The sequence below is a fragment of the Leisingera sp. NJS204 genome, from assembly GCF_004123675.1.
Lineage (GTDB): Bacteria > Pseudomonadota > Alphaproteobacteria > Rhodobacterales > Rhodobacteraceae > Leisingera.
Genome location: NZ_CP035417.1, coordinates 2,294,244 through 2,317,890 on the forward strand (window position 1 = coordinate 2,294,244; position 23,647 = coordinate 2,317,890).

Annotated in this window: 25 protein-coding genes and 3 tRNA genes; 12 read left to right on the forward strand and 16 right to left on the reverse strand. The window is 62.0% G+C overall.

From position 1 onward, the window contains the following. Positions 1 to 33: 33 nt before the first annotated feature. From purQ to purC, 3 genes are all read right to left on the reverse strand, one after another. Positions 34 to 702 carry a phosphoribosylformylglycinamidine synthase subunit PurQ gene (purQ, locus tag ETW24_RS11215; RefSeq protein WP_129371137.1) on the reverse strand — a complete coding sequence of 223 codons (669 nt, stop codon included), beginning with the start codon at positions 700 to 702 and terminating at the stop codon, positions 34 to 36. Continuing rightward, complete coding sequence (purS, locus tag ETW24_RS11220; protein WP_129371138.1) at positions 702 to 932, reverse strand: phosphoribosylformylglycinamidine synthase subunit PurS; 231 nt, start codon at positions 930 to 932, stop codon at positions 702 to 704. Before purS ends, purQ begins: the two co-directional genes overlap by 1 nt. A 95-nt stretch (positions 933 to 1,027) precedes the next feature. After that, positions 1,028 to 1,789 (reverse strand): phosphoribosylaminoimidazolesuccinocarboxamide synthase, encoded by a 762-nt coding sequence (gene purC / locus ETW24_RS11225; RefSeq protein ID WP_129371139.1) that lies wholly within the window; start codon positions 1,787 to 1,789, stop codon positions 1,028 to 1,030. A 260-nt stretch (positions 1,790 to 2,049) separates the two neighbouring features. Between purC and ETW24_RS11230 the strand changes: the two genes are divergently transcribed. From ETW24_RS11230 to bmt, 3 genes are all read left to right on the forward strand, one after another. After that, the gene (locus ETW24_RS11230) at positions 2,050 to 2,367 is read left to right on the forward strand and encodes a DUF1476 domain-containing protein (protein WP_129371140.1); all 318 of its coding nucleotides are present in this window, start codon (positions 2,050 to 2,052) and stop codon (positions 2,365 to 2,367) included. A gap of 228 nt (positions 2,368 to 2,595) precedes the next feature. After that, positions 2,596 to 4,485 (forward strand): phosphatidylglycerol lysyltransferase domain-containing protein, encoded by a 1,890-nt coding sequence (locus tag ETW24_RS11235; RefSeq protein WP_129371141.1) that lies wholly within the window; start codon positions 2,596 to 2,598, stop codon positions 4,483 to 4,485. Positions 4,486 to 4,552: 67 nt separating this feature from the next. After that, on the forward strand, positions 4,553 to 5,572 hold the full coding sequence (bmt, locus tag ETW24_RS11240; RefSeq protein WP_129371142.1) for a betaine--homocysteine S-methyltransferase: 1,020 nt from the start codon (positions 4,553 to 4,555) through the stop codon (positions 5,570 to 5,572). Between the two features lie 242 nt (positions 5,573 to 5,814). Here bmt and ETW24_RS11245 read toward each other — a convergent pair whose 3' ends face one another. After that, complete coding sequence (locus ETW24_RS11245; RefSeq protein ID WP_129371143.1) at positions 5,815 to 6,093, reverse strand: acylphosphatase; 279 nt, start codon at positions 6,091 to 6,093, stop codon at positions 5,815 to 5,817. A 72-nt stretch (positions 6,094 to 6,165) separates the two neighbouring features. Continuing rightward, positions 6,166 to 7,245, reverse strand: a complete 1,080-nt coding sequence (locus ETW24_RS11250; RefSeq protein WP_129371144.1) for a PA0069 family radical SAM protein — start codon at positions 7,243 to 7,245, stop codon at positions 6,166 to 6,168. 222 nt (positions 7,246 to 7,467) lie between these two features. Between ETW24_RS11250 and ETW24_RS11255 the strand changes: the two genes are divergently transcribed. Both ETW24_RS11255 and ETW24_RS11260 read left to right on the forward strand, forming a co-directional pair. After that, on the forward strand, positions 7,468 to 8,166 hold the full coding sequence (locus ETW24_RS11255) for a corrinoid protein (RefSeq protein ID WP_129371145.1): 699 nt from the start codon (positions 7,468 to 7,470) through the stop codon (positions 8,164 to 8,166). A 1-nt stretch (position 8,167) separates the two neighbouring features. Further along, positions 8,168 to 8,878: a DUF1638 domain-containing protein gene (locus tag ETW24_RS11260; protein WP_129371146.1), complete on the forward strand. Its 711-nt coding sequence runs from the start codon at positions 8,168 to 8,170 to the stop codon at positions 8,876 to 8,878. A 61-nt stretch (positions 8,879 to 8,939) separates the two neighbouring features. On the opposite strand, the gene ETW24_RS11265 is transcribed toward ETW24_RS11260, so the two are convergent. After that, positions 8,940 to 9,350, reverse strand: a complete 411-nt coding sequence (locus ETW24_RS11265) for a SufE family protein (RefSeq protein ID WP_129371147.1) — start codon at positions 9,348 to 9,350, stop codon at positions 8,940 to 8,942. Between the two features lie 133 nt (positions 9,351 to 9,483). Between ETW24_RS11265 and ETW24_RS11270 the strand changes: the two genes are divergently transcribed. Continuing rightward, positions 9,484 to 9,996, forward strand: coding sequence for a hypothetical protein (locus ETW24_RS11270; protein ID WP_129371148.1), 513 nt, complete (start codon positions 9,484 to 9,486; stop codon positions 9,994 to 9,996). A gap of 85 nt (positions 9,997 to 10,081) precedes the next feature. On the opposite strand, the gene rnd is transcribed toward ETW24_RS11270, so the two are convergent. The 4 genes from rnd to ETW24_RS11290 all read right to left on the reverse strand — a co-directional run bounded on the left by rnd (position 10,082) and on the right by ETW24_RS11290 (position 14,059). Further along, positions 10,082 to 11,239: a ribonuclease D gene (rnd, locus tag ETW24_RS11275; RefSeq protein WP_129371149.1), complete on the reverse strand. Its 1,158-nt coding sequence runs from the start codon at positions 11,237 to 11,239 to the stop codon at positions 10,082 to 10,084. Positions 11,240 to 11,314: 75 nt separating this feature from the next. Continuing rightward, the gene (gene purN / locus ETW24_RS11280) at positions 11,315 to 11,911 is read right to left on the reverse strand and encodes a phosphoribosylglycinamide formyltransferase (protein ID WP_129371150.1); all 597 of its coding nucleotides are present in this window, start codon (positions 11,909 to 11,911) and stop codon (positions 11,315 to 11,317) included. After that, positions 11,908 to 12,954, reverse strand: coding sequence for a phosphoribosylformylglycinamidine cyclo-ligase (gene purM / locus ETW24_RS11285; RefSeq protein ID WP_129371151.1), 1,047 nt, complete (start codon positions 12,952 to 12,954; stop codon positions 11,908 to 11,910). The genes purN and purM overlap by 4 nt, the downstream gene beginning before the upstream one ends. Positions 12,955 to 13,078: 124 nt before the next feature. Beyond that, complete coding sequence (locus ETW24_RS11290) at positions 13,079 to 14,059, reverse strand: MBL fold metallo-hydrolase (protein WP_129371152.1); 981 nt, start codon at positions 14,057 to 14,059, stop codon at positions 13,079 to 13,081. Positions 14,060 to 14,179: 120 nt separating this feature from the next. Here ETW24_RS11290 and ETW24_RS11295 point away from each other — a divergent pair, with 120 nt between their 5' ends. The 3 genes from ETW24_RS11295 to ETW24_RS11305 all read left to right on the forward strand — a co-directional run bounded on the left by ETW24_RS11295 (position 14,180) and on the right by ETW24_RS11305 (position 16,657). Beyond that, positions 14,180 to 15,115 carry a LysR family transcriptional regulator gene (locus ETW24_RS11295; protein WP_129371153.1) on the forward strand — a complete coding sequence of 312 codons (936 nt, stop codon included), beginning with the start codon at positions 14,180 to 14,182 and terminating at the stop codon, positions 15,113 to 15,115. Between the two features lie 37 nt (positions 15,116 to 15,152). Then, positions 15,153 to 15,228, forward strand: a tRNA-Ile gene (locus tag ETW24_RS11300). Positions 15,229 to 15,472: 244 nt separating this feature from the next. Beyond that, positions 15,473 to 16,657, forward strand: a complete 1,185-nt coding sequence (locus ETW24_RS11305; protein WP_129371154.1) for a hypothetical protein — start codon at positions 15,473 to 15,475, stop codon at positions 16,655 to 16,657. A gap of 99 nt (positions 16,658 to 16,756) precedes the next feature. Here ETW24_RS11305 and ETW24_RS11310 read toward each other — a convergent pair whose 3' ends face one another. The 3 genes from ETW24_RS11310 to ETW24_RS11320 all read right to left on the reverse strand — a co-directional run bounded on the left by ETW24_RS11310 (position 16,757) and on the right by ETW24_RS11320 (position 19,463). Beyond that, on the reverse strand, positions 16,757 to 17,698 hold the full coding sequence (locus ETW24_RS11310) for a hypothetical protein (protein WP_164982736.1): 942 nt from the start codon (positions 17,696 to 17,698) through the stop codon (positions 16,757 to 16,759). Beyond that, the gene (locus ETW24_RS11315) at positions 17,698 to 17,961 is read right to left on the reverse strand and encodes a spike base protein, RCAP_Rcc01079 family (protein ID WP_129371156.1); all 264 of its coding nucleotides are present in this window, start codon (positions 17,959 to 17,961) and stop codon (positions 17,698 to 17,700) included. Before ETW24_RS11315 ends, ETW24_RS11310 begins: the two co-directional genes overlap by 1 nt. 182 nt (positions 17,962 to 18,143) lie before the next feature. After that, positions 18,144 to 19,463 (reverse strand): ATP-binding protein, encoded by a 1,320-nt coding sequence (locus ETW24_RS11320; protein ID WP_129371157.1) that lies wholly within the window; start codon positions 19,461 to 19,463, stop codon positions 18,144 to 18,146. Between the two features lie 83 nt (positions 19,464 to 19,546). Between ETW24_RS11320 and ETW24_RS11325 the strand changes: the two genes are divergently transcribed. Together ETW24_RS11325 and ETW24_RS11330 are read left to right on the forward strand one after the other, a co-directional pair. Then, positions 19,547 to 20,464, forward strand: a complete 918-nt coding sequence (locus ETW24_RS11325; protein ID WP_129371158.1) for an MBL fold metallo-hydrolase — start codon at positions 19,547 to 19,549, stop codon at positions 20,462 to 20,464. A 69-nt stretch (positions 20,465 to 20,533) separates the two neighbouring features. Continuing rightward, positions 20,534 to 20,608 (forward strand) — tRNA-Asn (locus ETW24_RS11330). A gap of 341 nt (positions 20,609 to 20,949) precedes the next feature. Here ETW24_RS11330 and ETW24_RS11335 read toward each other — a convergent pair. The 3 genes from ETW24_RS11335 to ETW24_RS11345 form a co-directional block, all read right to left on the reverse strand. Then, on the reverse strand, positions 20,950 to 21,141 hold the full coding sequence (locus ETW24_RS11335; RefSeq protein WP_129371159.1) for a hypothetical protein: 192 nt from the start codon (positions 21,139 to 21,141) through the stop codon (positions 20,950 to 20,952). A 189-nt stretch (positions 21,142 to 21,330) separates the two neighbouring features. After that, positions 21,331 to 21,405: transfer RNA gene (locus ETW24_RS11340), tRNA-Asn, on the reverse strand. A 195-nt stretch (positions 21,406 to 21,600) separates the two neighbouring features. After that, the gene (locus ETW24_RS11345; RefSeq protein ID WP_129371160.1) at positions 21,601 to 22,599 is read right to left on the reverse strand and encodes a LysR substrate-binding domain-containing protein; all 999 of its coding nucleotides are present in this window, start codon (positions 22,597 to 22,599) and stop codon (positions 21,601 to 21,603) included. Between the two features lie 39 nt (positions 22,600 to 22,638). Here ETW24_RS11345 and ETW24_RS11350 point away from each other — a divergent pair, with 39 nt between their 5' ends. Further along, on the forward strand, positions 22,639 to 23,646 hold the full coding sequence (locus tag ETW24_RS11350) for an ornithine cyclodeaminase family protein (protein ID WP_129371161.1): 1,008 nt from the start codon (positions 22,639 to 22,641) through the stop codon (positions 23,644 to 23,646). The last annotated feature ends 1 nt before the right edge of the window (position 23,647 follow it).

Consider the following 23,647-nt stretch of genomic DNA (forward strand, 5'->3'; position numbering starts at 1 on the left):
CTATACCTATTGCGGCCGCCCCGCATCCTCAAGTCACGCCGCAGTGACCATGCCCGCCAATGCGCGGAACACTGCCGTGCCATCGGTGCCGCCGTGCCCTTCATCCGCGGCCCGTTCCGGGTGCGGCATCATGCCGAGCACGCGGCGGTTGTCCGACAGGATACCGGCAATATCAGCAACCGAACCATTGGGGTTGTCTGCATAGGTGAAGGCCACCCGGTCCTGGTCCTGCAACGCCTTGACGGTCTCGGCATCGGCAAAATAATTGCCATCATGGTGGGCAATCGGCACCCCGATCACGTCGCCCGCATTGTACCCTTGGGTAAAGACGCTCTCAGACGTCGCCACCTTCAGGTCCACAGTGCGGCAGATGTATTTCAGACCTGCGTTGCGCAGCAGTGCGCCCGGCAGCACGCCGGTTTCGGTCAGAATCTGGAAACCGTTGCAGACGCCAATGGCATAGCCGCCTCGATCTGCGTGCGCGACCACGGCCTTGCAGATCGGCGATTGCGCCGCGATAGCACCGCAGCGCAGGTAGTCGCCGTAGGAGAAACCGCCAGGAACGCCAACGATATCGACACCTTCCGGCAGCGCGCTGTCCTTATGCCAGACCATCGACACGTCGAAACCAGCCTGCTCAAACGCTACCGCCAAATCGCGATCACAGTTTGAACCCGGGAAGACTACTACCGCCGCCTTCATCACTGCAGCTCGATGCTGTAGGATTCGATCACGGTGTTGGCCAGCAGCTTTTCGCACATTGCGGTCACGTCAGCTTCGGTGGCGCCGTCTGTCAAATCCAGATCGATCACCTTGCCCTGCCGCACACCTTCAACCTTGTCAAAGCCCAGGGCCCCCAGCGCGTGGCGCACCGCCTCGCCCTGCGGATCCAGAACCCCGTTCTTCAGCATCACATGCACCCGTGCCTTCATCGCATCATCCCTCAGGTTTCGGTGGCAAAGCCCCATCCAGGCTTCATCTTTTAAAAATACTCAAAATCCCGCCCTATCCGCAGGGCGGGACCGGCTTAGTTCACCAGCGTCGGTTTGCCCGGCGCCGGCGGGTTGTTCGGCATCACGCCCAGTCGGCGCGCCACTTCCGAATATGCATCGGTCAGACTGCCCAGGTCGCGGCGGAACACGTCCTTGTCCAGCTTCTGGCCGGTCTTCACGTCCCACAGGCGGCAGCTGTCCGGGCTGATCTCGTCCGCAATCACCAGACGCTGGAAATCGCCCTCATAAACGCGGCCGATCTCGATCTTGAAGTCGACCAGACGGATGCCCACGGCCAGGAACACCCCGGACAGGAAGTCATTGACCCGCAGCGCCAGGCTCAGGATATCGTCCATGTCCTGCTGGCTGGCCCAGCCAAAGGCGGCGATGTGCTCTTCGGTGACCAGCGGATCGCCCAGACCGTCGTCCTTGTAGCAGTATTCCACAATCGGGCGCGGCAGCTGAGTGCCCTCGTCAATGCCCAGACGCTTGGAGATACTGCCGGCCGCATAGTTCCGCACGATCACTTCCAGCGGAATGATCTCGCAGCTGCGCACCAGCTGCTCGCGCATATTCAAACGCTTCAGAAAATGGGTCGGCACACCGATCTGACCCAAGCCCAGCATGAAAAACTCGCTCAGGATGTTGTTCAGAACGCCCTTGCCCTCGATCACGTCGTGCTTTTCAGCATTGAAGGCGGTGGCGTCGTCTTTGAAATACTGCACGATGGTTCCCGGCTCGGGGCCTTCATACAGTGTTTTGGCCTTGCCTTCGTAGATTTTCTTGCGACGCGCCATTGGGAGCCTTTCGGGTCAATGCCGGGAATCCGGCCCTGCGATGTGCCGCCCTCATAGTGCAAGGGGGCCTCAGCCGCAAGCTTGCTGCATGGGATCGCGCCCCTGCAGATGCAGCCCCCGTAAGCGGCAGCCGCCGCCCGGTGCAGCCCGCCCGCCTTGCAGCAGGCACAAAGGCTTTATCAAGAACAGTTTTTTCTTGCCCTCTGCAGGGATCATGCTCCTATCATTAGACAGGTGCAATCGGTTAATGAGGATCAGTCATGACTACATTTGACGAACGCGAACAGGCGTTTGAGGCCAAATTCGCGCATGATGAGGAAATGCAGTTCAAAGCCCGCGCGCGGCGCAACAAGCTGGTCGGCCTTTGGGCGGCAGAGCTGCTGGGGAAAAGCGGCTCATCTGCCGCCGATTACGCCCAGTCCGTCGTTGCTGCCGATCTTGAGGAAGCCGGCCATGAGGATGTCGTGCGCAAGCTGTCAGGCGACCTCGGCTCTCAGGCAAGCGAAACACAGATCCGCAGCAAACTGCAGGAACTGATGCCGCAGGCGCAGGAAGAAATTCTGAACGAAGCCGGCTGATCATCCAGCCGGACCGCCAAACCAGCCCGGCGTCTTCCGCCGCTTCCCGGCACGGTGCCCGCCGGCAGCGTTGCCATGCGGCTGCCGCAACAACCTGCCTGCCTTACCTATCCAATGATGGAAAGGCCGCTACGGCAATCAGCACAGTTTTAGCGGTTAACTGATCTGCAAACAGCACCCGGTACACTGGCAGCAAAGGGCCTTTTACGCTGCCTTTCAAGGATTGCCATGCTGTTATCAAAATCCACCGCCCCCAGGCCGGTTGTGCGGCTTATCCGGCTGACCGTTCCTTTTCTGGTCATGGGGGGCTGTCTTTGGCTGCTGCAAACACAGACCGAATTGCCGCCGATGCGGGAACTTGGCGCCATCCTGGGCAGTCTGCCCGCCTGGAAATGGGCTGCTGCTGTATTGGCCACCGGCCTCAGCTTTTGGGCGCTGGGGCGTTATGATTCCGTGGCCCACCGCCATCTTGGCACCGGCATGGATGGTCCCGCAGCGCGGCGCGCAGGCATGGCTGCCATCGCTTTTTCGCAGACCGCCGGGTTCGGCCTGATCACCGGCAGCTATGCCCGCTGGCGCCTGCTGCCCGGCCTGTCCCCGCTGCAGGCGGGCCAACTGACAGCATTGGTGGCCGTCACATTTTTGGCAGCACTTTCGGTAATCTGCGGTGCCGCGCTGATCCTGGCGCCGCCGTCGCCGGGCCTGGCCTGGGCTGGCAGTGTGATCCTGGCTGCCGCCGCTTGCGTTTCGGTCTTCAGCTTTCTGCATCCGCAAACACCGCTGTTCCGGCTGAGGCTGCGCTGGCCCTCCTTGACCGCGATGACCGCTTTGGGGTTCTGGGCGACCGCCGATGTCGCCGCCGCCGGCACCGCGTTATGGCTGCTGCTGCCGGGTGGAATTGATACATCCTGGGCGCAGCTCCTTACGGCCTATGCGATTGCGCTGGGGTTTGCAGTTGTGTCTTCGGCACCCGGCGGGGCCGGCCCGTTTGAACTGACTCTCTGCGCGCTGCTGCCTGCGGTCCCCGACCACAGTCTGATCGCCGGGCTGCTGGCCTTCCGTTTGGTCTATTATGCAGTGCCGGCGGTTCTGGCCGCCTTGCTGATGGTCTTTCCCGGACTGCTGCCGGCAAGGGTTCCAGCCGCCGGCGATACAGACCTGCTGGGCAGCCGCAGCCTGCCGCCAGCCGCCCTGTCCGGCAGCCGGGCATGCTCTGAAACCGGAATTATCCGGCAGAACGGCGGCCATGTGCAAGCGTTCGGCCTTAACCAGATTGCGCTGCTGGACAGCCCGCAGGCATCGATTGCGCTGTTTGACCCCCTGTCGGGCCTTGCAGCCGAGACCTTTGCTCCGCTGGCCCGCCACGCCCAAACCCGCAACGCCGCCGCCTGCTATTACAAATGCAGCGGACGCAGTGCGCTGCATGCCCGCAAGTCCGGCTGGCGCGTCCTGCGGATCGCCGAGGACGCGGTATTGAACCCGCTTAAGTTCTCCGAGGGCGGTTCCTCCCGCCGCCAGTTGCGCCGCAAACTGCGTCATGCCGAGAAAGCAGGCATTGAGGTCTGCCGCGCCGCGGCCCGTCTGCCCTTTGATCAGATGCGGGACGCCGACGCAGCCTGGCAATCGGCCCATGGCACCGCCTATGGCACCACGATGGGACGGTTTGAACCCGGCTATCTGGCCGCCCAGGAGGTGATCCTGGCGTTCCGGGACGGACAGCTGATCGGCTTTGCCAGCTTTCACACATCCGCCCGCGAATGGTGCCTGGATCTGATCCGGATGCGCCCTGATGTTCCGGACGGGACCGGCCATGCGCTGGTGCGGGCCGGCATAGCTGCCGCTGCAGCCGAAGAAATCCCGCGCTTGTCGCTGGCAGCCGTGCCCGGCCACCGCCTGGCCAAGGGCGTGGACCGGGGCCTGCGCCGGTTCAAGGCCTGCTTTGCACCAAGGTGGGAGCCGCGCTATATCGCAGCCCCCAGCTGGCTGCAAATGGCGCTTTGCATTGGGGAGCTGCTGCGCCTGGTGCACCGCCCGCCCGCCGTGCAGCCCGCAGCCGCCGTAGCGCCCGCTCATAATGAAGATGAAGAAAATGAAATTGCCCTTGCCCGCCCGGCATGAGACAGGGGACACAGACCGATTTGCCGCCCTGCCCGCCCGGACGGCCTGCTGACACGGGATGAAACCGATGACAAACACTTTCAAACAGCTGCTGGAAACCAAAGACGCCCTGCTGGCGGATGGTGCAACCGGCACCAATCTGTTCGCCATGGGTCTGCAGCCCGGCGATGCGCCGGAATTGTGGAACGTGGACGAACCGCAGAAAATTCTGGCACTGTACAAGGGCTCGGTCGATGCGGGCAGCGACCTGTTCCTGACCAACAGCTTCGGCGGCACCGCCGCGCGGCTGAAACTGCATGACGCTCAAAACCGCGTGCGCGAGTTGAACCGCATTGCGGCCGAACTGGGCCGCGAGGTGGCAGACAAGGCGGAACGCAAGATCGCCGTGGCCGGTTCCGTCGGCCCGACCGGAGAAATCTTTGAGCCTATCGGTGACATGTCCCATGCTCTGGCGGTTGAAATGTTCCATGAACAGGCCGATGCCCTGAAGGAGGGCGGCGCCGACGTTTTGTGGCTGGAAACCATTTCTGCACCGGAAGAATTCCGAGCCGCGGCTGAGGCCTTCAAGCTGGCAGACATGCCCTGGTGCGGCACCATGAGCTTTGATACCGCAGGGCGGACCATGATGGGTGTGACCTCAGCGGATCTCGCCCAGCTGGTGGAAGAATTCGACAATGCACCGCTGGCTTTTGGCGCCAATTGCGGCACCGGTGCGTCGGACATCCTGCGCACTGTGCTTGGCTTTGCGGCGCAGGGCACGGAACGCCCGATCATCTCCAAGGGCAATGCCGGAATTCCGAAATATGTCGACGGCCACATCCATTACGACGGCACGCCCGAGCTGATGGGGGAATACGCAGTGATGGCCCGCGACTCGGGTGCCAGGATCATTGGCGGCTGCTGCGGCACCATGCCGGATCATCTGCGCGCAATGCGCGACGCCCTGGACAGCCGCCCGCGCGGCGACCGCCCGGCTCTTGAGAAAATCGTCGAAGTGCTTGGCCCTTTCACCTCCGACAGCGACGGCACCGGTGAAGACGCAAACGCAGGCGGTGAGCGCCGCTCGCGCCGCCGCCGCCGCGCCTGATCTGCCGGGCCACCGCAACCGTGGACTTTCGGGCGGCCAGTGGAAGCACCGGAATGCAAATTAAGGGCGCCGCAATTGCCTTGCGGCGCCCTTAATTATGGCTCAGCCTGTTTTTTTGCCTCCAATGTGCCTTGCAAACCGTCAGGCCGGCCTGGCGATGCGCGCGTATTATTTGCGCGAACGCCCGTATCACTTTCGCCGCTAGCCCCGGCAAATGACGCCAGCCGATTGTTCACGCCGACCTAGCGGACGATTGTAAAGCCGCTCACTTCAGGGTCGGGAACTGTCCGTTCAGTCAGCACATCCTTCACCGCGGCGGCGCCAGGCCCGTGGCCCATCCGGCGCACCATATCAGCGACGCCGGCGGCCGGGCCCATCAGCAACGCCCGCACCGAGCCGTCCGGCTCATTCCGGATCCAGCCGGACAGGCCGTGGCGCAACGCCTCTGCCCTGGCCCAGGTGCGGAACGCCACACCCTGCACGCGGCCGGTGACACGTGCCTTCACTGCGACAGCAGTCATAGCACACCTTCCTTTCAATCATGAATGATCACAGCCTAGCACAAAAAGCCGCTCCGCAGGATCAAGGGCGGATCAAAACAACGCCAGCTGGTCGCCCGGCTGCGGCGGCCTGGCAAACAGATCGCATCGCAGATCCGGTGTTCGCTCCTTCAGCCCGAGCCGCCGGCAGGCTGCCTTAAACCGCTGCGCAATCATTTCGGCATAACGCCCCTCGCCGCGCATCCTGTGGCCCCAGCGCGGGTCATAGTCGCGCCCGCCATGCATTTCCCGCAACCGCGCCATCACCTTGGCCGCTCGGCCAGGCTCGTGCTTGCCCAGCCATTCCTGCCACAAACCCGACACCTCCCGCGGCAGCCGCAGCATGATCCAGCTGGCGGCATCCGCACCCGCCTCCGCCCCGGCTGCCAGCAGCGCCTCCAGCTCATGATCGGTCAGCCCCGGCACAACAGGGGAGGTCATCACCCGCACCGGCACACCCGCCTGCGTCAGCCGCCGGATCGCGGCCAGCCGCCGGGCCGGCAAAGGGGCCCGCGGCTCCATCCGGCGGGACAGTTCCGGGTCCAGCGTGGTAACGGAAACCCCCACCCGCACCAGACCTTTGGCTGCCATCGGCGCCAGGATATCCAGGTCCCGTTCCACCATCGCACCCTTGGTGACGATCGCCACAGGATGATTGAAATCCCGCAAAACCGCCAAGCAGCTGCGAGTGATACGATGGTCCCGCTCGCACGGCTGGTACGGGTCGGTGTTGGTGCCTAGCGCCAGCACGGCCGTCTTGTAACGCGGCGCCGACAGTTCGTTGCGCAGCACCGCGGCCGCATTGGGGCGTGCGACCAGCCGTGTCTCAAAGTCCAAACCCGGTGACAGGCCAAGATAAGCATGGCTGGGCCGTGCAAAGCAGTAGATGCAGCCATGCTCGCATCCCCGGTAAGGGTTGATGGACCGGTCAAACGGCAGATCCGGCGACCGGTTGTAACTGATCAGCGACCGTGCCGTTTCTTGCCGCACTTCGGTGGGAATCACTTCCGCTTCCGGCTCCTGAAACCAGCCGTCATCCGCTTGGCTGCGGTCCAAATCGAACCGTCCTGCCGCATTGCTGAGACTGGCGCGCCCTTTGCGGCGTGTGGCATGCTGGGTGTTTTCCTGCGGCATGGACGCAACGTAACCACCCGGTTAGAACAAATAAAGAACAAATGGGCAATTTCGAAGATTTCCATGTGAAATCTTCATTATTCTTGCGCCGAAATTGTCTCTATACGTCGGTTAGAAACGCGGCAATGTCGCAAATAATGCAGTTCACCGGCTGTATTCTGTCACAAAAGCCTCAGAAACAGGCCAACACCGGGGACTCCCCCGTCAGCAAGGATTAGGCGCATGTCGGACGAAGAAGACATCATCCTCTCGGAACTCGATGACGAGGAACTTGTTCAGCAGATGTTTGACGACCTCTATGACGGTCTCAAAGAGGAAATCGAAGAAGGCGTTGGCATTCTTCTCTCGCGCGACTGGGCGCCGTATGATGTTCTGACCAAGGCCCTGGTGGGCGGCATGACCATCGTTGGCGCCGACTTCCGCGACGGCATCCTGTTCGTGCCCGAGGTTCTGCTGGCCGCCAACGCGATGAAGGGCGGCATGGCCATCCTGAAACCGCTGCTGGCTGCAACCGGCGCACCGCAGGTCGGCTCAATGGTAATCGGCACCGTCAAAGGCGACATCCACGACATCGGCAAAAACCTGGTTTCGATGATGATGGAAGGCGCAGGCTTTGAAGTTGTCGATCTGGGTATCAACAACCCGGTTGAAAACTATCTGGAAGCCCTGGGCGAGCATAAGCCGGACATCCTTGGCATGTCGGCTCTGCTGACCACCACCATGCCCTACATGAAAGTCGTTATCGACACCATGGTCGAGCAAGGCCTGCGTGATGACTACATCGTGCTGGTTGGCGGCGCGCCGCTGAACGAAGAGTTCGGCAAGGCCATCGGCGCCGATGGCTATTGCCGTGACGCCGCCGTGGCTGTGGAAATGGCCAAGGATATGGTGGCGCGCAAGCACAACTCGATGAGCGCCTGATTTGGCACGCAAAGGACGCGCAGCCCGCTTGACCGAGCGGGCTGCCTTCCGCCCGCCGACAGGGCGGACACTTGAGGAAAGCTCCCTCACCGAACAGGGCCTGGCTGCCCCTGAAAAGAAGACCGGCCGTATCCTGCTGATTGCCTGCGGCGCCCTTGCGCGCGAGATCCTTGCCATTAAGGACGCAAACGGCATGGATCACATCGACCTCACTTGCCTGCCCGCAAAACTGCACCTTTACCCGGAGCAGATTGTCGATGCCGTGGACGGCGCCGTAGCCAAACACTCAGCCGTTTATGACAAGATCTTCGTGGTCTATGCTGATTGCGGAACCGGCGGTGCGCTGGAACGCAAATGCGCAGAGCTGGGCGTTGAAATGGTGGCAGGCCCGCATTGCTATTCCTTTTTTGAGGGCAATGAGGCCTTCGCCGCCCATGCGGATGCAGGCGAGATCACTGCCTTTTACTTGACCGATTTCCTGGTCAAGCAGTTCGACGCCTTTATCTGGCGCCCAATGGGCATAGACAAGAACCCCGAACTCAGGGACATGGTGTTCGGCAATTACACCAAACTGGTCTATCAGTCGCAGATCAGCGACCCCAAGCTGGTGGAAAAGGCGCGCGAATGCGCGGACCGCATGGGTCTGGAATTCGAACACCGCCACACCGGCTATGGCGATCTGGAAACCACCCTTTCAGGCTGGGCAGGCTAGACTTTCATCTTTTCTAAAATACTCCGGGGAGCGCGAGGGGCCGGCCCCTCGCCCTGCTGCCTCAGGCCTGGGCCATCGCGGTTTCGCGGATCCGCTCGATCATCGACCGCAGCCCGTTTGAGCGTTGCGAAGACAAATGTTCGTTCAGCCCCAGCCGTCCCAGCTCAGCCTTGGCATCCACGGCCACCACGTCCTTATGCCCCAGACCATTGTACAGGCAGCGCAGCACCGCAATCAGACCGCGCACAATCATCGCGTCGCTGTCGCCGTCGAACCGGAACTCTCCGCCGTCGATCGTGGCATGCAGCCAGACCTGGCTGGCACAGCCGTCGACCTTGGTTGCCGGCACTTTCAGCGCGTCGTCCAGCGGCTGCATCGCCTTGCCCAGATCAATGACATGGCGGTAGCGGTCCTCCCAGTCCTCCATGAACTCAAAGTCTTCCACGATCTCTTCAAAGGCGGCAGTGGCCATTATCGTCCATCCTCAAAACCCGCATCCGGTGCAGATCAGCACCTAAGCCCCTGCCCGCCCCATTTCAACCGCTTTTCAAGCCGCAGCCAATCGGGTAATCCGTTGCAAAGACATTTTGAATGGGCGGGGACAGATGCATAAACCATTGGCTCTTACATTGGCCTGCGCGCTGATGCTGGCAGGCTGCGGCGGCTGGAAACAGTCGCGGATCAACCCCTCCAACTGGTTCGGCAGCTCCGCGCCTGCGGAAGCGCCGGTGGCGGACAACACCAACCCGCTGCTGCCGCAAGACAGCAATGCCCGCGGTATCTTTGCCCGGCCTGAGCCCAAGGACACCACTGTCCTGGCCGGCCGGATCACCGAAATGCGGATCGAACGCACCGCATCCGGCGCCATCATCTATGCAACGGCCATTGCCAGCCGCCAGGGCGCCTATGACGTTGTTCTGCGGCCGGCCGACGGCAGTGAAGAGGGCGTCCTGAGCTTGGATTTCCGGGTGGTCTACCCGGAAACCAGCACCGCCACCGGCAGTGAATTCAGCCGCACCATCCATGCCGCCCGCACGGTCACAAACCAGGACTTGGCCGGTATCCGCACCGTGCGTGTGAATGGCGCGCAGAATGCCCGCGAAAGCCGCCGGCGCTGACTTCAAGACCGACCGATAAGAAAAACGCCCGCAGGATTTGCGGGCGTTTTTCTTTGTGAGGATTGCTTACAGCGGCTGGGGCGTCTTACAGCTCCACAACCTTTACGTCCTGACCCTTGGCAGCAAGACCGATCTTGCCGTCACACAGCCGCAGCGCATCGGCGCCGAACACCTCATGCCGCCAGCCGTTAAGGGCCGGGACATCGCGCAGCCCCGCTGCAATTGCGTCCAGGTCCGCGCTGGGTGCGATCAGCTTGGCCGCCACGCCCTCCGCTTCGGTCTTGGCCTTCAGCAGCACCCGCAAAAGATCTGCCAGCGCCGGGTTTACCTGCAGCTTTTCCTTGCTGCGGTCCATCTTGGGGTGGTCTTCGGGCGGGCAGTCAGCCCCCTTGGCCACGGCCGCCAGGATGCCTTCGGCAATCGCACCTTTGCGCGCCTCGCGCAGCAGCAGACGGGATCCGCCCAGATCGCCGGGATTGCGCGGTTTGGTCGAGGCCAGCTCCACCAGCGCGTCATCCTTGAACACCCGGTTGCGCGGCACATTGTTGGATTGCGCATAGGTTTCACGGAACGCCGCCAATTCGCGCACAACCGCCAGAAACTTGCCCGAGGAGGTCCGGGTTTTGACCCGTTTCCAAGCGTCCTGGGGCTGAATGTCATAGGTCGCCGGATCGGTCAGCACCTGCAGTTCCTCGGTCACCCAATGGGCGCGTCCGCTCTTTTGCAATTCCGCGGCCAGGAACTCATAAATCTTGCGCAGATGGGTCACATCGGCCAGCGCATAGGTCTTTTGCGCCTCGCTCAGGGGGCGGCGCGACCAGTCGGTAAAGCGCGATGTCTTGTCGACGCCCAGCTTGACGATCTTGCGCACCAGAGTTTCATAGCCCGCCTGATCGCCAAAGCCGCAGACCATCGCCGCCACCTGAGTGTCGAACAGCGGCTTGGGAAAGACGTTCGCATCGACCCAGAAGATTTCCAGATCCTGACGGGCAGCGTGGAACACCTTGACCACGTTCTCGTCACGGAACAGCGTATAAAGCGGCTCCAGAGAAATACCATCGGCCAGCGGATCAACCAGAACCGCATCATTTTCGCCGTCGCCGGCAAAGGCCAGCTGGATCAGGCAGAGCTTGGAATAATAGGTCCGTTCCCGCAAAAACTCGGTATCCACCGTGACATAAGGATACTGTGCGGCGGTTTCGCAAAAGGCCTGCAGGTCTTCGGTGGTGGTCAGAGTTTTCATAAATTCCGGCTTTTCAATCTCATGTGGGCCGGGACGTGATACGCGCTTGTCCCGGGCAATGCAATCAGCCGGGCTTCAGCCCAGCTGAACCGGCGTCTTATCTCCCGCGGCGAAGCGGCGCAGCACGGCCGGATACAGAAGATGCTCCTGCACCAGAACCCGGGCCGCCAGCGCATCCGGCGTGTCGTTTTCCAGAACCGGCACCCGTGCCTGGCCCAGAATGGGGCCGTCATCCAGGCGCGGCGTCACCTCATGAACGGTGCAGCCGTGCGCAACATCGCCGGCCTCCAGCGCGCGGGCATGGGTATGCAGGCCCTTGTACTTCGGCAGCAAGGAGGGGTGGATGTTCAGCATCCGGCCTTCGAACTGCGACACGAACCCGGCGGTCAGCACCCGCATGAAACCTGCGAGGCAGACGATATCGGCACCAGCCTCCAGAATCGGCTTCACCAGCTCCGCCTCAAAGGCAGCACGGTCGCCATCGAAAGGCCTATGATCCACAGCTGCGATGGCAATTCCGGCGGCGGCGGCCTTTTTAAGACCGCCCGCTTCGGCATCATTGGACAGCACCAGACAGGGCCGGGCCGGATGATCGCCAGTCATGCTTGCAACCAGGGACACCATGTTGGAGCCCCCGCCCGAAACCAGTATGGCGACCTTTTTATGGCTCACAGCAGCTTGCCGGTATAACGCATGCCGGCACCAGCGGTGACCGTTCCCAGGCGCGCAACGGTCTCGCCTTCGCCTTCCAGAATTTCTGTCAGCGCGTCAGCACGGTCGGCAGAAACCGACAGGATCATGCCGATGCCGCAGTTGAAGGTCTTCAGCATTTCCGCTTCGGCGATATTGCCGGTCTCTGCCATCCACTTGAACACGGGCGGCAGCTCCCAGGCGTTCAGGTCGATGTCGGCGCCCAGATCTTCGGGCAGAACCCGCGGCAGGTTTTCGGTCAGGCCGCCGCCGGTGATATGGGCCAGCGCATGCACGCCCCCTGCTCGCACCGCGGCCAGGCATTGTTTGACATAGAGCCGGGTCGGGGTCAGCAGTGCGGCGCCCAGGGTGCCTTCGCCAAACGGGCAGTCCGCATCCCAGCCGAGGCCGGAAACGTCTACCAGCTTGCGCACCAATGAGTAGCCGTTGGAATGCACCCCGTCAGAGGCCAGGCCCAGCAGCACGTCGCCCTCGGCCACGCCTTCGGGCAGCGCCGTGCCGCGCTCCATCGCGCCGACAGCAAAGCCTGCGAGGTCGAAATCGCCTTCCGGGTACATGCCGGGCATCTCAGCCGTCTCACCGCCAATCAGCGCGCAGCCCGAGCGCACGCAGCCCTCGGCAATGCCTTCGATGATGCGGGCGGCGGTTTCCGTTTCCAGCTTGCCAGTGGCAAAATAGTCGAGGAAGAACAGCGGCTCGGCGCCCTGGCAGACCAGATCATTGACGCACATCGCCACCAGGTCGATGCCAACGCCGTCCACCACGCCGGTGTCGATGGCGATCCGCAGCTTGGTGCCGACACCATCGGTGGCGCCGACCAGGATCGGGTCATTGTATCCAGCAGCCTTCAGGTCGAACAGCGCGCCAAAGCCGCCCAGCCCGCTGGCAACGCCAGAGCGGTTGGTGCGCTTGGCGGCCGGCTTGATCCGGTCAACCAGGGCGTTGCCCGCATCAATGTCCACACCTGCGTCTGCATAGGTCAAGCCTTTCTTGCCGCTGGTCATCACTTGGCTCCTTCAAATCGGTTGCGCAGCCTTTAGCGCAAGGCGCATCAGAAGGGAACTAGGGAATCTGCTGCGCCATCCCGGACGGCGCAGCGGGGTGGTTTTCACGACAGTACCGCCAATCTCAGATACCAAACTGCCAGGGTGCCGCCTGATAGGCATAGGCATCGCCTTGGCGCAGCACCCGGCCCAGCGCCGGGAAATCCAGATGCGCGCCGGTGACCAGCAGATTATCCGCTGCCGCCCGGTCCAGCATCTGCCGGCGGGTCGCCGCCGTCTGCGCGGGATCGGTGTCAAATGCGACGGTCCAGTCCGGCAGGGCAAATTGCAGCGCGGCGCTGTGAATCAGGTCACCCCAGAACAGCAGCCCCTCGCCGCCCGCATCCAGCATGAAGCCAGTGTGGCCCGGCGTGTGGCCCGGCAGCTCCAGCGCGGTGAAACCGGGGGCGGCCTCCTCCTCGCCCCGCAGCAATTTCAGCCGGCCGGCATAAGGCGCCACGGAATTGCGGGCCATGTCAAAGAAGCCGCGGTTGGCCTCGGGCACCCCGGCCAGGATCCCGTCATCATGCCAGAAATCCCATTCCCGCTGCGCGACCACCAGTTCGGCATTGGCAAAAACCCCGGCTCCGTCCGCGGTGATCAGCCCGCCGGAATGGTCCGGGTGGATATGGGTCAGCAGCACCGTGTTGATGCTCTCGGGCGCCACGCCCGCTGCCGCCAGCCCGGCGCCCAGCGCGCCAAGCCCCGGCCCCATCAACTCGGCTGTGCCGGTGTCGATCAGCAGCTTTTGCCCGCCGCGCTCCACCAGATAGCCGTTGACCGGGATCTGCAGCGCGCCGTCCTGCAACCGGTGCAGCCCCTGCGCCAGAACGGGTTCGGCTGCAGCAGCATCGTAATCGTTGAACAGCTGCGTCCCCAGGGGAAGATGCCCGTCCAGAAGAACCGTGATCCGGGCGTCCCCCAGGGTAAAGGAATGAATGACCGGCGCCGCTTCTGCTGCACTTTCTGCAGCCATGGCAGCGCCGCCGCCCCAAAACCCGCCTACCAGTGCCGCCGCCGGAGCCGCCGCCAGCCCGTTCAAAAATGCCCTGCGATTGATTGTCATAAGAAACTCCGATATCCAATTGAGGAGAATTTTCCTGTGAGCCGGAAATAGCCCTGATGGTCCGGTACTTACAGCCCAGCAGTTCCGATAGCAGTTATAAGCAACACTGATAGGCATCCGATGGACCGGTTCACTCTTCTTGAGACATTTACCATCGCCCTGGACGAAGGCAGCCTGAACCGGGCCGCCCAGCGCCGCGGTATCAGCCAATCCGCAGTCAGCCAGCAGATCAAGCAGCTTGAAACCCTGACAGGCCAGCAATTGCTGCACCGCACCGCCAAGGGCATTCACGCCACCCGTGCAGGCGATCTGGTCTACAGCCACGCGCAGGCGCTGCTGTCCGGCTACAACCGGATGACGGCAGAACTCGACGCGCTGGAGGGCAGTGTATCGGGCACCTTCCGCATCAGCGTGAATTCTTTTCTGGGCCGCAGCGTGATCGGCCCGATGCTGCTGGAGCTGAACCAGCAGCACCCCGACCTGAACATCGTGATGCGGCTCGAGGACCGGCTGGTCGATGTGGTACGCGAAGGCTACGATCTGGCGATCCGCACCGGGCGGCTGGGGGATACCGACGGGTTCGGTCGCAAGATCTCGACCTTGGAAACGGTGCTGTTTGCCACACCGGAATATCTGGACCGCGAAACCCGCCCGCAGAAACCGGAAGACCTGCAGCGGCTCAAGTTCATCCAGCACCACGAGGATCAGACCCGCGGTTTCTTTCCGCTGCGCCGCGGCGGGCAGGAATTTCCGGCGCCGGTGCGGGTCGGCTTTACCGCCGATGACCCGGATCTGATCATGCGGGCCGTCAGCAGCGGTACCGGATATACCCGCGCGCCCCGCTTCATGATCGAGGCGCAGCTTGCCTCTGGCGAATACGAACTGGTGCTGCCCGACTATGAGGCGCCGCTCAAAGAAGTCTTTGCCGTCTACCCCTCCCGCCGCACCCCGGACCGGCGCCGGGATCTGACCATCGAGAACACGGTGGCGCGGCTGGAGGCACTGCTCCAGCCGCGCACGGCAAATTCACCGGTGCGCCCTGCAATCACCGCTTGACCTCGCCCGCCCCATTTCCTAACCACAAACCCATGGCGGGCCTGTAGCTCAACGGTTAGAGCAGAGCGCTCATAACGCTTTGGTTGCAGGTTCGAATCCTGCCGGGCCTACCATCCTCCCCGCCCTGCCTCCGGTTCGGCTGCGCTGTTTTTGACCCTTCCCGATCCACTGATTTGCGTCCGGAATCGGCCGATGCCATTCCAATCCCCGGTCTGGCCAGAAGCTTTTGCTTTTTTCTAACCGCCTGAAGGCTAAAGTGGCCACTGAGCAGGCCGGCTTTATTCATTCCGTTGTGTTTCCAAGCTGTTTTTTGGCATTCGTCCGGCCACTAGACCTGTAGAGGCACGAGAGAGCACAATGGCAACCGAAAAACTCACAATCATCAAAGCAGACGTCAAGAACGAGGTGACCAAGGCTGTGAAGCCGAAGTTTGTTCAGCTCGGCAATATGAATTTTGCAGCCACCGTCGAAATCGACAAGAAAGTGGCTGCCGAACTGGATACCGACGCCCGTTTTGTCGCCAAGCTTTATGATGACGCCACCAAGGAATACAAAAAGCTTCTGGCCGAATGCAGCCTGCGGATCAGCCAGGCAAACGATCTGGGTTCGGTGCTGCCGCTGACTGAAAAGGAATGCAAAGAGCTGGACGCCGACATCAAGAAGATCTTTGCCAAATACGAAAAGTCGATTGAGCAGGTCGCGACCAAACATTTCGACAAGTGGAAGCAGGCCAACAAGGACCGCAAGAAATACCGGATCAAAGTTGTCAGCGCGATTGTCCTGGGCAGCGCCTGCGCCATCGGCAGCACGGCGTCATTGGCGGCTGGTGCGGTGACCGGCGGCGTGTCGATTGCCGCCAGCATCTACGGTATTGCGCAAAGCATCGTCTCGGTGGCGCGCGCTGTGCAAAAGGTGACGTCCGACATCGTCAAGATCCATGGCGAGCTGGAGAAGGCGCTGAAGCAGCTGGTGACCTCCTATGAGAAACAGTCCAAGGCCAAGGTTAAGGCCAAGGAGATCGGCAAGGAATTCCTGGCAGATTTTCTGATGATCGAAACCGCGGGCTTCAACCGGGTGGATAAGCATCTGGAGACCTATAAGGCGAAGCTCAAAAACATCGATCTGGAGATTGCGGGCCTCGGCAAGGAGCTGAACAAGCTGCTGGATAAGCAGGGCAAGCTCGACAAGGAGATCGAGAAGAAGCTGGGCAAAATGGCCAAGGACCGGGGCTACAAGAGCAAGAAACTGGATGGGCTGTTTACAGCCATGGAAGCGGCCCGCAAGGCCACGGCCAAGCTGATCAAGGATATCGAGGCTTATCATGTCAGCATCAAACCGGCCGAGAAATTCCGCGACAATGCACAGAAGGCCGTTGATGCCTTGCGCCACAAGGACCCGGTCTGGACCAAATGGGCAATCTGGATCGGCAGCCTCGGCCTTACAACCGCAGTGACCAGCATCGCATCGGGCGGCGAAAACCTGATCAAGGCAGCCTCGGCCATTGAACAGGGTTTCACCGCACTGTCCAAGGAACTTGCCTGAACCTGGAAGCACGCTTGCGGGCCGCTGAAGACAGCGGGCCGCAAGCAGCCTGTCCGGACCAGCCCTGGCAAGATATTGCACCCCCAGCCTCGCCCACGGTCATACCCCGCGCTTGCTATTGAGCCAGGCAGTCAGGCCTGCCGTCTCCGCTGCCGTCAGCGCCCTGTTGACCACACCATAGGCGTAAAGCTTTTGGCTGACCGGCAAATCCCGCAGCCCCGCGGCGATGGTCAGACCGCCGCTGATCACCACACCGGTTTCATCTGCGCGCCATTCTGTGGCCTGCGTTCCCAGATCCGGCAGCGGTACCGTCAAACGATCGTCAACCAGGTCGTGTGACAGATACCAGGCGCTGCTGGAGGGCTCCTGCATCAGCAGCGGCCTGAAACTGTCCCCTCCCTCCTGCAACGCATGGAGGCCGGGGACATTGCGCACCGAAACATTGCGCACCGATCCTTGGGTCGCGGGTGTGCCCTCGATCCAGAAGTTGCCGCCGGAGCCGTCGCCGCGCAGCAGAACCTCAACCGTGCCATTGGCGACCTGCCAGGGGCCAATCCCTGTATCATCCGCACTGGTCCCCACCCTGGCGCGGAAGCCCCCCGACAGAAAGCCGAAGGCTTCGTAAGAGACGAGATACCAGTCCCCCACCGTGATCCCGGCCCCATCCTTGTAGACATAGGACGTGCCGGAACCATCACCGGTGCAAGTAAAGCTGCCGTCGCCGTTGTCCGCGAATTTCCTGGTGGTTGAGAACGGTGCCGCGAACAGCTCCGTCCCCTGCCCGCTGAGGCGCTGCGCCAGCGGCCCGGCGCCCGCAGCGGCCATTACACCCTGTGCGCCATCCAGTATCAGCGCCACCGGATCGCCCGGGCCGCCCACCGGCACCCGGCCTTTGAGGTCCTGGAACATCCCGCCGGTGCTGGACGGATCCCAATAGCCGCCAAGCGCGCCGGGCGCGGCAAACAAGGCAGCGGGCGTGAACGGGTGCTGTGCAGCCGCCAGACCGGTCAGCCTGGTGGCGGAATGCCCCAGCCCCAGCATCAGTACCACCCAGCCACGGATGCGGTCGTACCGGTCGCTTCAATGCCCGCGGCGGAAAACCCGATGGTTTCACCGGCGGCAACCACATAGGTGATGATTGTGCCCGCCTCATCGCGCAGCACCAGATCCCCCGAGGCCAGCACCCGCAGCACCCGCGGCCGGACCGGCAGGTCGGTGCCGTCCTGCGGCGTGATCACCATGTGATGAGCAGCAGGGCTTTCCAGCCCGCGGCGGTGGTTGGAAAACGGATCAATCTGAGGCATGAGAGCTCTCCCAACAGTGTTTCTTTCCCGGACAAGCTGCCCGGGGCCCGATTGATAGCTGCAAAGAAAGAAGATTGGGAAAAGCAGGCGTGCGCTGCAGGCCGCCGCCGCGCAACACCTGACGGCATTCAGGCGCCCGCCCCGTGCGCCCGCCCCGCGCGGCGGCCAGTTCGTCTTAGCGGTCAGCGCGCGATTACGATGTCAGCCTTCAGCCCGCCCAGATCCGTGCTTTCGCCCAGCCGCAATGTGCCGCCATGGGCACGTGCTATGTCCGCCACAATCGCCAGCCCCAGACCAACACCAGACCCGCGGTCCTGGTTGCGGGCCGGATCCAGCCGGGTGAAGGGGCGGATGGCATCGCCGCGCTGGCTGGCTGGGATGCCGGGGCCGTCATCCTCGACCCGGATCCGCATGGAGCGTTCGGTCATCGCCACAGAAACCCGCGCTTGGGAGCCATAGCGCACGGCATTGGATATCAGGTTCTCCACTGCCCGCCGCAGCGGCTGGCGGCGCAGCATCACCTCTCCTTCGCCGGACATCTCTCCCAGCGCCACCTGTTTTTCCTGGCGCTGCCAATCGCTGATGATGGTGCGGACCAGCTCTTGCGGGTCCACCGGCTCCGGTTCGCTTATCGTCGCCCCCCGGGAAAAATCCAGAAATGCGTCCAGCAGTGCCTGCATTTCATCCACATCCCGCAGCATCGGTGCGGCGTCCTCCTCGTCCAGCATCGCCAGCTCCAGCTTCATCCGCGTCAGCGGCGTGCGCAGATCATGGCTAACCCCCGACAGCATCAGCGTGCGCTGCTCGATCTGGCGCTCCAGCCGGGCCCGCATGTCCAGAAAGGCGCTCCCGGCTGCCCGCACCTCCAGCGCGCCGGCGGGCGAATAGGGCACTGCCCGGCCGCGCCCGAAAGCCTCAGCCGCATTGGCCAGCCGCTTGATCGGGCGCAGCTGGTTGCGCATGTAAAGGAAGGAAATCAGCATCATCAGAAAGCCGAACAACAGCATGGTGACAATCAGCTGATGCGGAGCTGCCGCAGTCACCCGGCGGCGGTCAAAGCTGAGTTCCATCAGCCCATGCGCCGAGCCGAAATAGACCTGCACCCTGCGGTCCGCCGGGAACCGCGCCGCGAGAAACCCCGGAAACGTCTTTTCCAGCTCTTCGCGCACCACCCGGCCGGAAAACTCAATCAGGCTGAACTGATCCTCCGGCAGCGGCGCACCGGGCGGCAGAAACCGCGCCTGCATTTTCAGCGGCTGCAGCAGCGGCCCCATCTGCGCCAATGCGGCCTCCTGATCCGGTGCCGTATCCGCCACCTGGCGCAGCAGCTCGAACTCACGCTGGAGGGTGGCCGTCATCTGCACGGTCACATCCTCCAGGTCGCGTTTGATGAACACGACGGACACCACTATTTGCAATGCCACAATGGGCACCACCAGGATCAAAGCCGCACGGGCATAAAGACTGCGCGGCATATATCGTTTGAGCCATTTGAAGAACATGGGCTAAGCCTATAGGGCGGTTGGAAAAGAGGAAAGACGATCCAGGCGCGCACCGGCCAGGAAAACAGCAGCGGAGCAAGACCATGCAGGCACCGGATGAATTCAACCCGCAGGCAGGCCCGGCCGAGGAGCTGGAGCCAGGCCTGCGCCGCATCCTGGCGCCGAATCCCTCGCCGATGACTTATCGCGGCACCAATACCTATATGATCGGGACCGGCGGCCTGGCCGTCATTGATCCGGGGCCGGACTCTGCGCCGCATCTTGCCGCGATCCTGGCCGCCGTGCAGCCGGGCCAAATGATCACCCACATCATCGTGACCCACAGCCATCTGGACCACTCCCCGCTGTCCCGGGCGCTGGCCCGGGCAACCGGCGCGCCGGTCTATGCCTTTGGCGGCCCCGCAGCCGGGCGCAGCGCCGTCATGCACCAGCTGGCCGCCGACGGGTTGGCCGGCGGCGGCGAGGGCATCGACAGCGGATTCTCTCCAGACATCACCGTCGGTGACGGCGAAATGATCCGCGGCGACGGCTGGGAACTAGAAGTCATCCACACACCCGGCCACCTTGGCAATCACATTGCGCTGGCTTGGGGCGACGCCTGTTTCACCGCCGATCATGTGATGGGCTGGGCCAGTTCGCTGGTGTCGCCGCCGGATGGCGACCTGACGGAATTCATGGCCTCCTGCCGCCGCCTGCGCCAGCGCGGCTGGCGTGTTTTCCACCCAGGCCACGGCGCCCCGGTCCACGATCCTGCCGGAAGGCTCGACTGGCTGACCGCCCACCGCGAATCCCGCGAGGCCGCAATTCTGGACGCGCTTCAAATTGCGCCGGCCAGCGCAACCTCCTTAGCTCGGCAGATTTATACCGAGACCCCGTCGGCTTTGCTAAAGGCTGCTGAGCGCAACGTTTTTGCCCACCTTGTTGACCTCACCGGCCGCAAGTTGGCCGCGCCGCAGGGCGTCCTTTCTGCCACCGCTGTATTCGAACAGCGCGGCGGTTGATTTTTTTCGAAAAAGTCCTCCGAAGCCTCTGGACGCCTGATCCCGAGGGCGCTATACGGCACGGACCGTTCCGGCGTAGCTCAGCGGTAGAGCAGTTGACTGTTAATCAATTGGTCGTAGGTTCGATCCCTACCGCCGGAGCCAAAGAATTCAAGGACTTAGCGATTGCCCGCTAGGTCCTTTTTCTTTTCAAGCACAGAATAAGCACAGAAAACACTGCCCGGATCGGTGACATCGGATCTTTTGTCATCCATTTGCACATGTACGTCCTAACCATTGGCCTGCAAACGCTTTTTCTCCTCCGCCGCATATTGAAGGAGAGGCTTGCCCTTTTCCTTAGCTGTGGCAAGCACGCATGGTTTCGGCACCATCGGCAAAGACCTTGGTGGCTGCACCTCTGGGCCGCACGAACGTGTTTTTTGACGAATGCTCAGTCATCAGATGCTCCCCCAGCCTCCCGTGGCGTCCCCTGGACTGCTTCGGCATCAATCGTGTCGTGTCGCATAGACCATGTAGTCGGGTGATTGTTCGATGGGATGCGCCGTTAGATCATAGACCAATAATGCGAGTTGATCGCCGAGATCAGAGGCGTTCTCGACTTTGAGGTTTGCCGTGCTGTTCAAAACCGTGACTGTGACGGTTGCGGTCGCCCCGCCGGTAGAGGCGGAGAACGTCATGGCGTTCCTTTCATGGTGTTGCGCGCCCAAGAGCCAAGCCAGTCGAACCCGCCTTGAGTTTGATCTTCTCAATGCTCCGGCTCCCGCAGGGTGGGGGTAATCGGATGTGACCGAGGGTGTGCCCAGAACGACAAAAGCGCCCCGGCATGGAGCGCTTTGTCGTTTAATTCCAACTCCTTAAGGGGAAGTTGGCTCCGGCGGTAGGGATCGAACCTACGACCAATTGATTAACAGTCAACTGCTCTACCGCTGAGCTACGCCGGAATACGAGATGCGGTATAGGAATAACTCCAATGGACGTCCAGAGGGAATTTGCGGTTTTGAACAACTTTTTTCGCCCCCGCTTGAGGGGCCGTTTTTGCCGGGAAGAACCGCAAGTCCTCCAAGGCCTGCCAACCTCCAATCAGCCGCCGGGCAGGCCCCCGAATTGCACGCGCAAGACTGATGCCTGCGGTACGGCTAGTGCGTATCTTCAGGTGCATCCTTCGGGAACAATTCCTCCAAAAACGCCTGCAGCGGCGGGTTCTTTTCAGCCGCACCGGTTTGCTGAGCAGCAGAATGCGGCACGATAGCAAAATAAGCGTACGGCAGCGGCAGGCCAGGTTCACCAACCACGACGCCAAGATTGGCGGGATTTTTTGCCTGCGCCAGCATCTTTGGCACCAATGCAATCCCTGCCCCCTGTCTGGCGAGTTCCAGGGCAACCGCAGCGCCGCCGACACGCAGGCCTTTGCGCATGTTCGGGTTTCTGGCCAGACCAGCGGCCCGGAACCAGTTTGCCCAGGTCGGATGCGACGCATACTGCTCTCCCCAATCAGTATGTATCAGCAAAACGTCCGGCACTGCGGCAATCCCGGATCCTGCCACATGGCTGTCGTAAAACGCTTGTGTGCAATACGGATGGGCGACGTCTTTGAACAATGGCAGCTGGGTGTGCTGCGGATAAAGATGGCTCTCATACGTAATCCTAAGATCGGTACGCGTATTCAACAGGTCGACCGGATCAGCTTCGATCCGCAGCTCGATCCCGGTGCCGGGAAACGCCTCCCGAAAGCGCGAAATGGCGGGGGCAACCCAGTTTTCTGCCAAAGACTGGATTGTGCTGACTGCAAGGCCGGAGCGGGCCTCAGCTTCAATGAGGTTCTCCGTGGCCGTCGATATGGCCGTCAATGCTTCGGAAATTGCCGGGTAATAGGTCCGCCCGGCATCGGTCAGCAGCAGACGGTTATTCAAACGGTGAAACAGCGTTTTCCCAAGAAACGCTTCTGCATTCTTGACCTGCATACTGACTGCGGCAGGCGACACGCCAAGTTCGGACGCCGCAGGCGTGAACCCGCCCAAACGCACTGCAGCCTCGAATGCTTTGAGTGCATTCAATGGAGGAAGGAGCATGGAAGCGGCCCTTTCTGAATCAGAAAAACTTAGGCCAGCCTCACATTTTTCGATCTGTAAAGACATCACACAAACGCCATCATGCCCAAAACGGGAGTGACAGACATGGCGCGCATAGAGATCGAATACCTGGGACAGCCGGAAGTGGACCGGGTGGCTCTCAGCAATGACGACATACTGGATGCGGTTGAGCAGACTTTGGCTGCAGCCGGCCGGAACAAAACCGTCATCGAACCGCGGATGCATCTGACGCCGGATCCGGCGTTCAACGGGCACTTCAATGTGCTGCGCGGGTATGTGGCGCCGCTGGACTATGCAGGGGTCAAGATCGTGGGGGATTACGTCGACAATTACAAACAGGGCCTGCCGTCAGAGCTGGCGCTTTTGAACCTGTTTTGCCCCAGAACCGGGGCACCGCGCGCCGTGATCGACGCCGCCGGCATTACCGATATGCGCACTGGTGCGCTGACGGCCCTGGGTGCCAAATGGCTGGGGCCGAAGACCCCGAAGATCCTGGGCCATGTCGGCGCGCGCGGCACCTCGTACTGGAATGTGCGGCTGCTGGACCATCTGTTCGATTTCGAGGAAATCCGCATCCATTCGCGGCGCCCCGAAAGCCGGGAGGCCTTTGCCGAACGGCTGCGCCAGGATCTGGGCAAAGACGTGACCGTGACCACCAGCTGGCAAAGCTGCCTGGAGGGCGCTGATATTCTGGTCGAGGCAACGCGGCTTAGCACCCCAGCCCCGATTTTTAACCAGGCCTGGGTCAAGCCGGGTGCCTTTGTGGTGCCTTACGGAACCATGAGCACCCTGCCGTTGGATTTCATCGAGGGTTTTGACAAGCTTGTCATGGATGATCTGGGGCAGATGCGCGCCGGGCACCTTGGGGCGCTGAGACCGCACATCGATGCGGGCCTGGTCAGCGAAGAGACGTTTTATGCCGAGATCGGCGAAATCGCTGCAGGATTGAAACCGGGGCGCGAGGCGGACAGCGAAACAATTCTGTTCTGGCACCGCGGCATGTCCACAAGCGATATCGCCCTTGGGGCAAAGATACTGGAGCGCGCCAGGGAACTGGGGATCGTTCAGAACCTGCTGTACCGGGATGCCTGAC